The sequence below is a fragment of the Streptomyces sp. NPDC055140 genome (assembly GCF_053607285.1).
Map to the genome: position 1 here is coordinate 35,860 of NZ_JBSGTG010000023.1, position 13,478 is coordinate 49,337.

12 protein-coding genes are annotated in these 13,478 nt (G+C 71.4%); 11 read left to right on the top strand and 1 reads right to left on the bottom strand.

What is annotated here, in order from left to right; all coding sequences use genetic code 11:
* Positions 1–66 precede the first annotated feature (66 nt).
* On the bottom strand, positions 67–606 hold the full coding sequence (locus ACWFR4_RS34475; RefSeq protein WP_116503442.1) for a hypothetical protein: 540 nt from the start codon (positions 604–606) through the stop codon (positions 67–69).
* Between the two features lie 260 nt (positions 607–866).
* Between ACWFR4_RS34475 and fmt the strand changes: the two genes are divergently transcribed.
* The 11 genes from fmt to ACWFR4_RS34530 all read left to right on the top strand — a co-directional run bounded on the left by fmt (position 867) and on the right by ACWFR4_RS34530 (position 13,367).
* The gene (fmt, locus tag ACWFR4_RS34480; RefSeq protein WP_453466530.1) at positions 867–1,811 is read left to right on the top strand and encodes a methionyl-tRNA formyltransferase; all 945 of its coding nucleotides are present in this window, start codon (positions 867–869) and stop codon (positions 1,809–1,811) included.
* A 34-nt stretch (positions 1,812–1,845) separates the two neighbouring features.
* Complete coding sequence (locus ACWFR4_RS34485) at positions 1,846–3,312, top strand: RsmB/NOP family class I SAM-dependent RNA methyltransferase (protein WP_453466528.1); 1,467 nt, start codon at positions 1,846–1,848, stop codon at positions 3,310–3,312.
* 629 nt (positions 3,313–3,941) lie between these two features.
* Complete coding sequence (gene rpe, locus ACWFR4_RS34490; protein ID WP_453466526.1) at positions 3,942–4,628, top strand: ribulose-phosphate 3-epimerase; 687 nt, start codon at positions 3,942–3,944, stop codon at positions 4,626–4,628.
* Between the two features lie 78 nt (positions 4,629–4,706).
* Positions 4,707–5,750 (top strand): sugar-binding transcriptional regulator, encoded by a 1,044-nt coding sequence (locus ACWFR4_RS34495; RefSeq protein WP_326776733.1) that lies wholly within the window; start codon positions 4,707–4,709, stop codon positions 5,748–5,750.
* Positions 5,751–5,819: 69 nt separating this feature from the next.
* Entirely contained in the window at positions 5,820–6,248 is a 429-nt protein-coding gene (locus tag ACWFR4_RS34500; protein WP_453466524.1) for a ribonuclease domain-containing protein, read from the top strand.
* Complete coding sequence (locus ACWFR4_RS34505) at positions 6,245–6,601, top strand: barstar family protein (RefSeq protein ID WP_453466522.1); 357 nt, start codon at positions 6,245–6,247, stop codon at positions 6,599–6,601. Before ACWFR4_RS34500 ends, ACWFR4_RS34505 begins: the two co-directional genes overlap by 4 nt.
* A gap of 109 nt (positions 6,602–6,710) precedes the next feature.
* Positions 6,711–8,153 (top strand): GuaB1 family IMP dehydrogenase-related protein, encoded by a 1,443-nt coding sequence (locus ACWFR4_RS34510; RefSeq protein WP_453466520.1) that lies wholly within the window; start codon positions 6,711–6,713, stop codon positions 8,151–8,153.
* Between the two features lie 313 nt (positions 8,154–8,466).
* Positions 8,467–9,939 carry an amino acid permease gene (locus ACWFR4_RS34515; protein ID WP_453466519.1) on the top strand — a complete coding sequence of 491 codons (1,473 nt, stop codon included), beginning with the start codon at positions 8,467–8,469 and terminating at the stop codon, positions 9,937–9,939.
* 10 nt (positions 9,940–9,949) lie between these two features.
* A complete protein-coding gene (locus ACWFR4_RS34520) occupies positions 9,950–10,402 on the top strand; it encodes an Lrp/AsnC family transcriptional regulator (RefSeq protein ID WP_100597439.1) in 453 nt (150 codons plus the stop codon).
* A gap of 389 nt (positions 10,403–10,791) precedes the next feature.
* Positions 10,792–11,589, top strand: a complete 798-nt coding sequence (locus tag ACWFR4_RS34525) for a carbon-nitrogen hydrolase family protein (RefSeq protein WP_453469383.1) — start codon at positions 10,792–10,794, stop codon at positions 11,587–11,589.
* 59 nt (positions 11,590–11,648) lie between these two features.
* Positions 11,649–13,367, top strand: coding sequence for a flavin monoamine oxidase family protein (locus ACWFR4_RS34530; RefSeq protein ID WP_382482359.1), 1,719 nt, complete (start codon positions 11,649–11,651; stop codon positions 13,365–13,367).
* The last annotated feature ends 111 nt before the right edge of the window (positions 13,368–13,478 follow it).

A 13,478-nucleotide genomic window follows, 5' to 3' on the forward strand; every position in this document is an offset into this window, starting at 1 on the left:
CGCGCTGCGCACCCCAATACACCTCCGCCTCCCCGCACTTGACACGCGGGAAGGCGGTGAGTGAGGTCAGCCGTTGCGCGGGCCGGGGAAGGCCGTCGGGCGGGGGTCCTCGCGGAGTGCCTGACTGCCCGCTGTCGGCTGCGTGGGCATGGAGCGGGCGGCGGGGACGGACGGGATCGTCGCCGTGCCGATGGGGACGGGGGGCCGTGTCCCCACGGTCTCCGTGGCGCGCTCGGCGTCGGCCGCCGCCTGCGCCGCGGCCCTGCGGGCCCCGTACCGGCGGTGTACGGCCTGCTTCGTCACCCCGAGCGCGGAGCCCACGGCGTCCCACGAGAAGCCCAGCGAGCGGTCGAAGTCGACGGCGGCGGTCACCAGGGTCTCGACGCTGTCGCGCAGCTCCTGGGCCAGGCGGACGGTCGGGGCGGGAGCGCGCCCGTAGACGACGAAGCCCGCGGAGGGGCCGGAGCGGCGCGGGCGGTAGACGTTGCCGAGCTGGGCGGTGAGGGTGCGCAGTGCGTCCACCTGCCGGCGGACCCGCTCGATGTCCCGTACCAGGAGGTGCAGGCTGGCCCGTGCCTGGGCGTCGTGGGTTGCGTGGTCGGCCATGAACAAGCCTCTCGAAACCGGCGTTGAAACGGATCGGGCCGCATCTGTGGCCCTTGGTTGGTCAACTCTTCCTTGACCAACGCGCCAGTTGGTGAGGGGTCACGCTGGAGGGGCGTATGCGCATATGCGCAGGGCGCGCGTCGCTGCGTACGCCCCCATGGACGGGCGGCCCCGAATAACGGAGGGAACGGGTCCGTGGAACGGCCATAGACTGGTGTGCTGCCCGTCAAGTCCCTGCCCCGAGAGGCCGAAAGACACCTATGAAGCTCGTCTTCGCAGGCACCCCCGAGGTCGCCGTTCCCGCTCTGGACGCCCTGATCGACTCCGGCCGTCACGAGGTCGCCGCGGTCGTCACCCGGCCGGACGCTCCCGCGGGCCGCGGTCGCAGGCTCGTCGCCAGTCCGGTCGCCGAGCGCGCGGAGGAGGCGGGGATCGAGGTCCTCAAGCCCGCGAAGCCGCGCGACGAGGCGTTCCTGGCCCGGCTGCGCGAGATCGCGCCCGACTGCTGCCCGGTCGTCGCCTACGGCGCGCTGCTGCCGAAGGTCGCCCTCGACGTCCCCGCGCGCGGCTGGGTCAACCTGCACTTCTCGCTGCTGCCCGCCTGGCGCGGCGCCGCCCCCGTGCAGCACGCGATCATGGCCGGCGACGAGATCACCGGTGCGTCCACGTTCCTGATCGAGGAGGGGCTCGACTCCGGGCCGCTCTACGGGACGGTGACGGAGATGGTGCGTCCCACCGACACGAGCGGCGACCTGCTCACCCGGCTGGCGTTCGCGGGCGCCGGACTGCTCTCCGCGACCATGGACGGCATCGAGGACGGCTCCCTGAAGGCCCTCCCGCAGCCCGCCGACGGCATCACCGTCGCGCCGAAGATCACCGTCGAGAACGCGCACGTCGACTGGGCGGCGCCCGCCCTGCGCGTCGACCGCGTCGTCCGCGGCTGCACGCCCGCGCCCGGCGCCTGGACCGTCTTCCGGGACGAGCGACTCAAGCTCATCCAGGCCGTCCCGGTCCCGGACCGCACCGATCTCGCGCCCGGCGAGCTCGCCGTCGGCAAGAAGAACCTGTACGTGGGGACCGGCTCGTACGCGGTGGAGCTGCTGTGGGTGCAGGCCCAGGGCAAGAAGCCGATGGCCGCGGCCGACTGGGCGCGCGGGGTGCGGATCGCCCCGGGCGAGCGCCTGGGCGGGACCGACGTAGGCTGAATGGGTTCGAGCCGATACCAGCAGCGGAGCACCTTTGAACGACCAGCCCGGCCGGCGTCCCCAGAAGTCGGGTAAGCCCGGCACCCCCGGGAAGCAGGGAAAGCCGTACCGCCGCCCTCAGAAGGACCCGGTCCGCCACCTCGCCTTCGAGGCGCTGCGGGCCGTGGACGAGCGCGATGCGTATGCGAACCTCGTGCTCCCGCCGCTGCTGCGCAAGGCCCGCGAGAAGGAGGGGCCCGAAAAGTTCGACGCCCGTGACGCGGCGCTCGCCACGGAGCTGGTGTACGGGACGCTGCGCCGGCAGGGCACGTACGACGCGATCGTCGCCGCCTGTATCGACCGGCCGCTTCGGGAGGTCGACCCGCCGGTTCTCGATGTGCTGAACATGGGCGTCCACCAGCTGCTCGGCACGCGGATCCCCACGCACGCCGCGGTGTCGGCCTCCGTGGAGCTGGCGCGGGTCGTGCTGGGTGACGGGCGCGCCAAGTTCGTGAACGCCGTGCTCCGTAAGGTCGCGCAGGACGACCTCGACGGGTGGGTGGAGAAGGTCGCGCCCCCGTACGACGAGGACGCCGAGGACCATCTCGCCGTGGTGCATTCGCATCCGCGATGGATCGTGTCGGCGCTGTGGGACTCGCTCGGCGGCGGCCGGGCGGGCATCGAGGACCTGCTGGAGGCCGACAACGAGCGGCCCGAGGTCACGCTCGTGGCGCGGCCGGGCCGGACGACCGCGGACGTCGTCCTGGACGAGGTCGGCGAGGAGTCGGCGTTGCCGGGGCGCTGGTCGCCGTACGCCGTGCGGCTCACCGAGGGCGGTGAGCCCGGCTCGCTCGACCCCGTGCGGACCGGCCGGGCCGGTGTCCAGGACGAGGGCAGCCAGCTCGTGGCGATCGCCCTCGCGAACGCGCCCCTGGAGGGCCGGGACGAGAAGTGGCTCGACGGCTGCGCCGGCCCCGGCGGCAAGGCGGCCATGCTCGCAGGACTCGCCTCCGAACGGGGCGCGGCCCTGCTCGCCGCCGAGAAGCAGCCCCACCGCGCCCGCCTCGTGGCGAACGCGCTCGCGGGGAACCCGGGCCCGTACCAGGTCATCGCGGCCGACGGCACCCGCCCGCCGTGGGGTCCCGGTACGTTCGACCGCGTCCTCATGGACGTGCCCTGCACCGGTCTCGGAGCGCTGCGCCGCAGGCCCGAGGCGCGCTGGCGGCGGCGCCCCGAGGACCTGGAGGGCTTCGCGCCGCTCCAGCGCTCGCTCCTGACCACCGCCCTCGATTCCGTACGGGTGGGAGGCGTCGTCGGCTACGCGACCTGCTCGCCGCACCTCGCCGAGACCCGCGCCGTCGTGGACGACGTCATGAAGCACCACCCCGGCGCCGAACTCATCGACGCGCGCCCCCTACTGCCCGGCGTACCGGCGCTCGGGGACGGCCCCGACATCCAGCTCTGGCCGCATCTGCACGGCACGGACGCGATGTATCTGGCGCTGATCCGGCGCACCGCGTGACACCGACGCACGGCTGACCGTCGGTCCCGCGCGCCGTCCGGTGCCGGGGCCGGCGGTTTGTGCGGTGGTGGGCGCTGAGGCATCTGCGTGGCCCGCGCCGCCGCCGGGACCGGCCTGTCGAAGACCGGGCCGCGGGTCCGGGGCCCCGGACCCCATGGGAGTGCAGGGCCTTGATCTGTCATACGCCCTCGGTGATCCGCGTGCGGTCCCGGGCCGTGGGCCCCGCACTCGCGCGGAGATCGCGTAGATCATGACCGCGGGGACGGTTCTCGGGACTGAAGTCCTCGGAGATGTCGAGGACTTGCGTGGATTCGGCGGAGCCGGGCGGCCAGGACGAGGCGTCGTCGTCCTGTGTGTCCGAGAGCTTCTGCGCGGGGGCGCGGCCACCACGAGGGCGATGAGTCGCAGGGCGACCACCAGCCACTTGGCGCACCGCCCGCAGACCGGCCGGGCCACCGAGCGACCTCGGGCCGACTTCGGTACGTCCGCCATGGCGGTCCTCCGGCTGCCCGCACGGTGCTTTCCCCGGGGCGCTCAGCATGGCACGGGGGCCAGGGCGCGGCATCCGGGGAGCGAGACAGGTCTGGACCGGGGGGAGCAACCGGCGCCGGGCATGGCAGTCTTGGGTCATGGCCGTGCAGATCAACCCCAGCATCCTGTCCGCGGACTTCGCCAGCCTTGCCGAGGAGGCAAAGGCCGTCGAGGGCGCCGACTGGCTCCATGTCGACGTCATGGACAACCACTTCGTCCCGAACCTGACCCTCGGGGTGCCGATCGTGGAGTCCCTGGCGCGGGCTACGGACATCCCGCTGGACTGCCATCTGATGATCGAGGACGCCGATCGCTGGGCGCCGCAGTACGTCGAGGCGGGCGCCGGGTCCGTCACGTTCCACGCGGAGGCCGCGGCCGCCCCCATCCGGCTGGCCCGCGAGATCCGCGCCAAGGGCGCCCGCGCCTCCATGGCGCTCAAGCCGGCGACCCCGATCGAGCCGTACGAGGACCTGCTCCCCGAGCTCGACATGCTGCTGATCATGACGGTCGAGCCGGGCTTCGGCGGGCAGGCCTTCCTGGACATCATGCTGCCGAAGATCCGCCGCACCCGTGAGCTGATCAGCAAGCACGGCCTCGAACTCTGGCTCCAGGTCGACGGCGGCGTCTCGGCCTCCACCATCGAGCGCTGCGCGGAGGCGGGCGCCGATGTCTTCGTCGCCGGTTCCGCCGTCTACGGCGCCGCCGACCCCGCCCAGGCGGTACGTGCACTACGCACGCAGGCGGAGACGGTGTCGGCCGCCGCGGCCTGGGCATGCGGCCACTGAGCCACGGGAACGTGAACGCCGCCCATCAGGGCAGATCAAGTCCGCCACATCTGCAAGGATGAACGGCGAGTCCAGGTTGTGAACAGCAGTGAGGAGATCGCCGTGTCGGCACTGTCGCCGGGTCGCTCAGCGATGCGGATGGGACCCGCGGAGCTGGTGCAGGCGGCGGCCATGGCCCGCCGCTTCTACCTCGAGGGCAAATCCAAGATCCAGATCGCCGAGGAGTTCGGCGTGAGCCGCTTCAAGGTGGCCAGGGTCCTGGAGACCGCGCTCGAACGGGATCTCGTACGCATCGAGATCCGCGTACCGGCCGAGCTCGACGCGGAGCGCTCCGACGCGCTGCGCGCCCGCTACGGCCTGCGGCACGCCGTGGTGGTCGAGTCCCCGGCCGAGGCCGAGGAGTCGCCCGACCCCGAGAACCTCGGCGAGGTCGCGGCCGACCTCCTGGGCGAGCTGGTTTCCGAGGGCGATGTGCTCGGCCTGGCGTGGGGCCGCTCGACCATCCACATGGCGGCCGCGCTCGACCGGCTGCCGCCCTGCACGGTCGTGCAGCTCACGGGCGTGTACGACGCCGGGACCGCCGAGCGCGGGTCCGTCGAGGCCGTGCGGCGCGCCGCCCAGGTCTCCGGCGGCGAGGCACACCCGATCTACGCGCCGATGCTCCTGCCCGACCCGGCCACCGCGGCCGCGCTGCGCAGCCAGACGGGCATCGCCCGCGCCTTCGAGTACTTCGACAAGGTCACGGTCGCCTGCGTCTCCATCGGCTCCTGGGAGCCGGGCATCTCCACCGTCCACGACATGCTCAGCGACGAGGAGCGGGCCCACTACGCCTCGCTCGGCGTCGCCGCCGAGATGTCCGCGCACCTCTTCGACGCCGAGGGCCGCCGGGTCGGCCGAGACCTGGGCGAGCGGTGCATCACGGTCGAGGCGGACCGCCTGCGGCGGATACCGGAGGTCGTCGCCATCGCGGGCGGTCAGCGCAAGGCCGCCGCGATCGACGCGGTGCTCAGGTCGGGGCTGGTCACCAGCCTCGTCACGGACACGGCCGCCGCGGACTTCCTCCTCACCGCGGGCCCCACGCCGAAGCCGGCGCTGAACCGGGCGGACCCCGACGGGGTCTAGGCCCCCCTGGGCGCGGTACTCGCGTCGCGTACCGCGCTCACCGGAGGCGGCTGTGGCAGCATCGGCGGCATGCTGCCGCGGCCTCTCACCCGCCTCCCCACTCTCCTCCTGGGGAGTTTCCTCGTCGCCCTCGCCCTGCTGGTCACCGGGTGCTCCGCCCAGGACACGCAACAGGACACACCGGCCGCCCCGGGCCGCTCCACGCCCGACTGGGCGCGGGGCATGCCCACGGTCCCCGAGTCCGGGCTCCCCGCCGAGGCCCGTACGACCCTGACCCTCATCGACAAGGGCGGGCCGTTCCCGTACGCCAAGGACGGCACCGTCTTCGGAAACTTCGAACGGGAGCTGCCCCGGCAGAGCCGCGGCTACTACCACGAGTACACCGTCCCCACCCCCGGCGAGCGTGACCGCGGCGCCCGGCGCATCGTCATGGGGCAGAGCCACGAGACGTACTACACCGATGACCATTACAAGTCGTTCAAGGCGGTGCTGAGATGACCGGAGGTCCCGACAGGATTCGCGTCCTCGACCTCGAAGGCGTCAAGGACAAGGCCGGGTTCATGGACCGGTGCGTGCGCGACCTGGAGCTGCCGGACTGGTTCGGCCGCAACTGGGACGCGCTGTTCGACGTCCTGACCGATGTCTCCTTCTGGCCCGACGGCAGTGAGCAGGCGCTGCTCCTGTCCGTCGTGGGCTGGCGGCCCTACGCCAGTGCCAGGCCCGAGGACTGGGAGACCGCGCTCGACGTGTTCACCGACGCGGTCGACCGCAGGCGTGGCCGGAACCCGAGGCTGGTGATCGCACTGACCCTTGGAGGATCCGACCACACCCCCTCTCGGCCGCCTGTGTAATCGTCCGTGGGCATGTGGTAGCGGTGGCATGTGACACTGAAGTACGTGCTTTTCCCCCACGGGCTGACCTGCCCGGGGGCCACCTCTGATCGACTGGGATGAGCAGCACGTGCGTTTCCTCAACGACATCCAGCCTGCGTACGACCTGACCTACGACGACGTCTTCATGGTGCCGAGCCGCAGCGCCGTGGGTTCCCGTCAGGCAGTCGACCTGGCGTCCCCCGACGGCACCGGCACCACGATTCCGCTGGTCGTCGCCAACATGACCGCGATCGCCGGGCGCCGCATGGCCGAGACCGTCGCCCGCCGCGGGGGCCTCGTCGTCATCCCGCAGGACATCCCGATCGAGGTGGTCACCGAGGTCATCTCCTGGGTGAAGACCCGCCACCTGGTCCTCGACACCCCCATCGTCCTCGCCCCGCACCAGACCGTCGCCGACGCGCTCGCCCTGCTGAACAAGCGCGCGCACAACGCCGGTGTCGTGGTGGACGAGGAGCAGCGGCCCGTCGGCGTCGTCACGGACGCCGACCTGACCGGCGTCGACCGGTTCACGCAGCTGACCGAGGTCATGTCCAAGGACCTGCTCCTGCTCGACGCGGACATCGACCCGCGAGACGCCTTCAACAAGCTGGACCACGCCAACCGCCGTTACGCCCCCGCCGTGGGCGCCGACGGCCGCCTCGCGGGCATCCTGACCCGCACGGGCGCCCTGCGCGCGACGCTCTACACCCCGGCCACCGACGGCAACGGCAAGCTCCGCATCGCCGCCGCCGTCGGCATCAACGGCGACGTGGCGGGCAAGGCCAAGCAGCTCCTCGACGCCGGCGCGGACACCATCGTGGTCGACACCGCGCACGGTCACCAGGAGTCGATGATCTCCGCGATCAAGGCCGTCCGCGGCCTCGACCCGCAGGTGCCCATCGTCGCGGGCAACATCGTCGCCGCCGAGGGTGTCAAGGACCTCATCGAGGCCGGCGCCGACATCATCAAGGTCGGCGTGGGCCCCGGCGCCATGTGCACCACGCGCATGATGACCGGCGTCGGCCGGCCGCAGTTCTCCGCCGTTCTGGAGTGTGCCGCCGAGGCGAAGAAGTACGGCAAGCACGTCTGGGCCGACGGTGGCGTCCGGCACCCGCGCGACGTCGCCATGGCGCTCGCCGCCGGCGCGTCGAACGTCATGATCGGTTCCTGGTTCGCGGGCACGTACGAGTCCCCGGGCGACCTGCAGCAGGACGCCGACGGGCGCCTGTACAAGGAGTCGTTCGGCATGGCGTCGTCGCGTGCCGTGAAGAACCGCACGAGCGACGAGTCCGCCTACGACCGCGCCCGCAAGGCGCTGTTCGAGGAGGGCATCTCCACCTCGCGCATGTTCCTCGACCCGCAGCGTCCGGGCGTCGAGGACTTGATCGACTCGGTCATCGCGGGCGTCCGCTCCTCCTGCACCTACGCGGGTGCCAGCTCCCTCGCGGAGTTCGAGGAGAAGGCCGTCGTGGGCATCCAGTCGGCCGCCGGTTACGCGGAAGGCAAGCCGCTGCACGCCAGCTGGAGCTAGTCGCTCCACCGCAGGACCCGGCCCCGCGCCCCCGTTTTCGAGGGCGCGGGGTTTCGCTTTTTCCGGAAAAGAACGCAACGGACGAAACGGACCGCGCAACGTTCGTCCGCACCCGCGCGCACCACGCAACGTTCATGCATGTACACGCAAGGTTGCTGCATTACAGCTGGGAAGAGAAACCCTTTAGAGTCAGGCGCTGTACGTGGCGTGGCGGGGACGGCCTGCTCGGCGGTCCCCGGTCTGGTGTGGGCTGTCGCTGCTTGCCGTTCCCGGCGCGCGCCCACCTGACCGGCAGCGATGAAGGAGCCAGCCCGTGCTCGACCACGGCGCACCACCGCGCACCCGAACAACCGAGACCCTCACCCCGGGACTCGGCGCCAGGCTGATGCGGCGCAAGCCGGTGGAAGCCCTGGTCGCGGAGGGTGGCCAGGGCGAAGGCGGCAGTCTGCGCCGCTCGCTCGGCATGTGGCAGCTGACCATGATCAGCATCGGTGCCACGCTCGGTACCGGCATCTTCGTGGTGCTCGGCGAGGCCGTCCCGAAGGCGGGCCCCGCGGTCACCCTGTCGTTCGTGATCGCCGGCCTCACGGCCCTCTTCTCGGCGCTCTCGTACGCCGAACTGGCCGGGACCATACCGGTCGCTGGCTCCTCCTACTCGTATGCGTACGCAACGATGGGTGAGCTGATCGCCTGGATCTGCGGCTGGTGCCTGGTCCTCGAGTACGGCGTCTCGGTCGCGGCGGTCGCCGTCGGCTGGGGCGAGTACCTGAACGAGCTCCTGAACGGCACGATCGGCGTCACGATCCCCGACGCCCTGTCCGCGCCCCCCGGCGACGGCGGCATCTTCAACCTGCCGGCGCTGATCGTCGTCCTCCTGGCGATGGCGTTCCTGCTCGGCGGCGCCCGTGAGTCCGCCCGCGCCAACACGATCATGGTCGTCGTCAAGATCGTGGCGCTGCTGCTGTTCTGCGCCATCGGCATCAAGGGCTTCCAGTCCGGCAACTACGAGCACTTCATGCCGCTCGGCATGGCCGGAGTGAGCGCGGCCGGCGCGACGCTCTTCTTCTCGTACATCGGTTTCGACGCCGCCTCCACGGCCGGCGAGGAGGCCAAGAACGCGCAGCGCGACCTGCCGCGCGCCATCATGCTCTCCCTCGTCATCGTCACCGCGCTGTACGTGCTCGTCGCGGCCGTCGCCGTGGGCGCCAAGCCGTGGAAGCAGTTCAACGACTCCGAGGCCGCGCTCGCCGGGATCATGAAGGACGTCACCGGGCAGTCGTTCTGGGCGACGCTGCTCGCCGCCGGTGCCGTCATCGCCATCGCGTCCGTCGTCCTGACCGTGCTCTACGGCCAGACCCGCATCCTGTTCGCGATGTCCCGCGACGGCCTTGTGCCCAAGGTGTTCTCGAAGGTGCACCCCAAGACGGGGGCGCCGCGCGCCAACACCGTGATCGTCTCGCTGTTCTGCGGCATCCTCGCCGCCGCGATCCCGCTCGGCCAGCTCGCCGACGCGACCAGCATCGGCACGCTCTTCGCGTTCGCCCTGGTCAACATCGCGGTCGTGGTCCTGCGCCGCACGCGCCCCGACATGCCGCGCACCTTCCGGGTGCCGCTCTCGCCGATTCTGCCGGCGCTCGGCTTCGGGTTCTGCGTGTGGATGATGGGCAGCCTGTCCACCGTCACCTGGGTGGTCTTCGGCGTGTGGATGGCCGTCGGCCTCGTGTTCTACTTCCTTTACGGGGCCCGTCGCTCCCGACTCGCCTCCGCGCCTGCCCAAGAGAAGTGAACCACCTGCCTTGCTGAACGATCTCGACGAACGCATCGTGCACGCCCTCGCCGAGGACGCCCGCCGCTCCTACGCCGACATCGGCCAGCTGGTCGGCCTGTCCGCGCCCGCCGTCAAGCGGCGCGTGGACCGGCTGCGGGCCACCGGAGCCATCACGGGCTTCACGGTCAGGGTCGACCCGGCCGCGCTCGGCTGGGAGACCGAGGGGTTCATCGAGATGTACTGCCGCCGCAACACCTCGCCCGAGGCCATCAAGCGCGGCCTCGAGCGCTATCCCGAGGTCGCGTCCGCGTCCACCGTCACCGGTGACGCGGACGCGATCGTCCAGGTCTTCGCCTCGGACATGCGGCACTTCGAGCGGGTCCTGGAACGGATCGCGGGGGAGCCGTTCGTGGAGCGGACCAAGTCGGTGCTCGTCCTGTCGCCGCTGATGCGGCGCTACACATCGGGCTCGCCCGCGTAACGCCTCACTTCGCGGGATGCACCGAAGGCGCCACGGCAGCACCGTGAAGTCGCCGGTGCCCTGCTCGACCGTCTCGAAGGTGCCGCCGAGCCCAGGCTCCGCGGCACCTTTGTCTTTTCCGTGTCGGGACTCAACCAGGTGCAGCCCAGGATCCCCACCGGCACGTCGGGCCACGGTCGGCTTCCCCCTCCGCCGTGCGGCGGAGGCCGCCCCGTACGGACGGCGACCGACGCCTCACCCGGACGCGCAACAAATCGCCGCCGCCGGCCCATCAGGCGCAACGGATCGTACGAGAAGACGCAACAGTCCCGTCTTGTCCCGCCGGTCCGCGGAAACGTACCGTCTTATCCGATCCCCCTCCCCCTTTTCGCACGCTTCCTAGGACGCCCATGCCGCCGCTGCGCACCGCCCTGCTCCAGAGCTCCGGCCGCCCCGGGTCCGTCGCCGAGAACCTCAAGGTGCTCGACGAGGCCGCGGGCCGCGCCGCCGCGACCGGAGCCCGGCTCCTGGCGGCCCCCGAGATGTTCCTGACCGGTTACGCGATCGGCGACGACGTGGCCCGCCTCGCCGAGCCCGCCGACGGACCCTCCGCGCAGGCCGTCGCCGAGATCGCGGCCCGGCACGGCGTCGCGGTGGCCTACGGCTACCCGGAGCGCGACGGGGAGCTGGTGTTCAACTCGGCCCAGCTGATCGCCCCCGACGGCACCCGCCTCGCGAACTACCGCAAGACCCACCTCTTCGGCTGCTTCGAGCGCGACTCGTTCACGCCCGGCGACCAGGCCGTCGTCCAGGCCGAGCTCGACGGCGTCCGCATCGGCCTCATGATCTGTTACGACGTCGAGTTCCCGGAGAACGTGCGCGCGCACGCCCTCGCCGGCACCGACCTGCTGCTCGTACCGACGGCCCAGATGCACCCGTACCAGTTCGTCGCCGAATCGGTCGTGCCCGTGCGGGCCTTCGAGAACCAGATGTACGTCGCGTACGTCAACCGGGTCGGCCAGGAAGGGGAGTTCGAGTTCGTCGGGCTCTCCACGCTCGCCGGGCCCGACGGGGTCGCCAGGGCGCGCGCCGGCCGTGGTGACGAGCTGATCTGTGCCGACGTGGACCCCGCCTTCCTGGCCGCGTCCCGCGACGCCAACCCGTACCTCAGCGACCGCCGCCCCGGCCTGTACACGCCGCTGATCTGAGCCCCGCGCCGCCGCCCCGAACCTTCAGTACCTCAGTTCCCGCAAGGAGTCCGTACCCCATGACGTCCACGGTGCCCAACGCCGTCCAGCACACCGACGCGCAGCCCCCCATCACGATGTTCGGGCCGGACTTCCCGTACGCGTACGACGACTTCCTCGCGCACCCCGCGGGCCTCGGTCAGATACCGGCGACCGAGCACGGCACCGAGGTCGCGGTCATCGGCGGTGGCCTCTCCGGGATCGTCGCCGCGTACGAGCTGATGAAGATGGGCCTCAAGCCCGTCGTGTACGAGGCGGACGAGATCGGCGGCCGGCTGCGCACGGTCGGCTTCGAGGGCACCCCCGCCGAGGCAGCCGGGCTGACCGCGGAGATGGGCGCGATGCGCTTCCCGCCGTCGTCGACCGCGCTCCAGCACTACATCGACCTGGTCGGCCTCGAGACGCGGCCCTTCCCCAACCCGCTCGCCCCCGAGACCCCGTCGACCGTCGTCGACCTCAAGGGCGAGTCCCACTACGCCAACACCGTCGACGACCTGCCGCAGGTCTACCGCGACGTCATGAACGCGTGGAACGCCTGCCTCGAAGAGGGCGCCGACTTCTCCGACATGAACCGCGCGATGCGCGAGCGCGACGTGCCGCGCATCCGCGAGATCTGGTCGAAGCTCGTCGACAAGCTCGACAACCAGACGTTCTACGGGTTCCTCTGCGACTCCGAGTCCTTCAAGTCCTTCCGGCACCGCGAGATCTTCGGCCAGGTCGGCTTCGGCACCGGCGGCTGGGACACCGACTTCCCGAACTCCATCCTGGAGATCCTGCGCGTCGTCTACACCGAGGCCGACGACCACCACCGCGGCATCGTCGGCGGCTCCCAGCAGCTGCCGCTGCGCCTGTGGGAGCGCGAGCCGGAGAAGATCGTCCACTGGGCGTACGGCACCTCGCTCGCCGAGCTGCACGACAGCCGGAAGCCGCGCCCGGCCGTGACCCGGCTGCACCGCACGGCGGGCAACCACATCACGGTCACCGACGCGTCGGGTGACATCCGCACCTACCAGGCGGCGATCTTCACCGCGCAGTCCTGGATGCTGCTGTCCAAGGTCGCGTGCGACGACTCGCTCTTCCCGATCGACCACTGGACGGCGATCGAGCGCACGCACTACATGGAGAGCTCGAAGCTCTTCGTCCCCGTGGACCGGCCGTTCTGGCTGGACAAGGCCGTCGACGACAGGGGAAATCCGACGGGGCGGGACACGATGTCCATGACCCTCACCGACCGCATGACGCGCGGCACCTACCTGCTCGACGACGGCCCGGACAAGCCGGCCACCATCTGCCTGTCGTACACCTGGTGCGACGACAGCCTGAAGTGGCTGCCCCTGTCGGCGAACGAGCGCATGGAGGTCATGCTCAAGTCGCTCGGCGAGATCTATCCGAAGGTCGACATCCGGAAGCACATCATCGGCAACCCGGTGACCGTGTCCTGGGAGAACGAGCCCTACTTCATGGGCGCGTTCAAGGCGAACCTGCCGGGTCACTACCGCTACCAGCGCCGCCTGTTCACGCACTTCATGCAGGACCGCCTCCCCGAGGACAAGCGGGGCATCTTCCTCGCGGGCGACGACATCTCCTGGACGGCCGGCTGGGCCGAGGGCGCCGTGCAGACCGCGCTCAACGCGGTCTGGGGCGTCATGCACCAGCTGGGCGGCGCGACGGACGGCACCAACCCCGGCCCCGGTGACGTGTACGACGAGATCGCGCCGGTCGAGCTGCCCGAGGACTGACCGGCGTGGGGGGGGCGCGGGGCCCCCGCGGGCCCCCCGGCCCCGAACGCGCGCCCCCGCCCCCCGCGGGGACACCCCCCCCCGCCACACCCCGCGAAGAGGCGGGGCGGG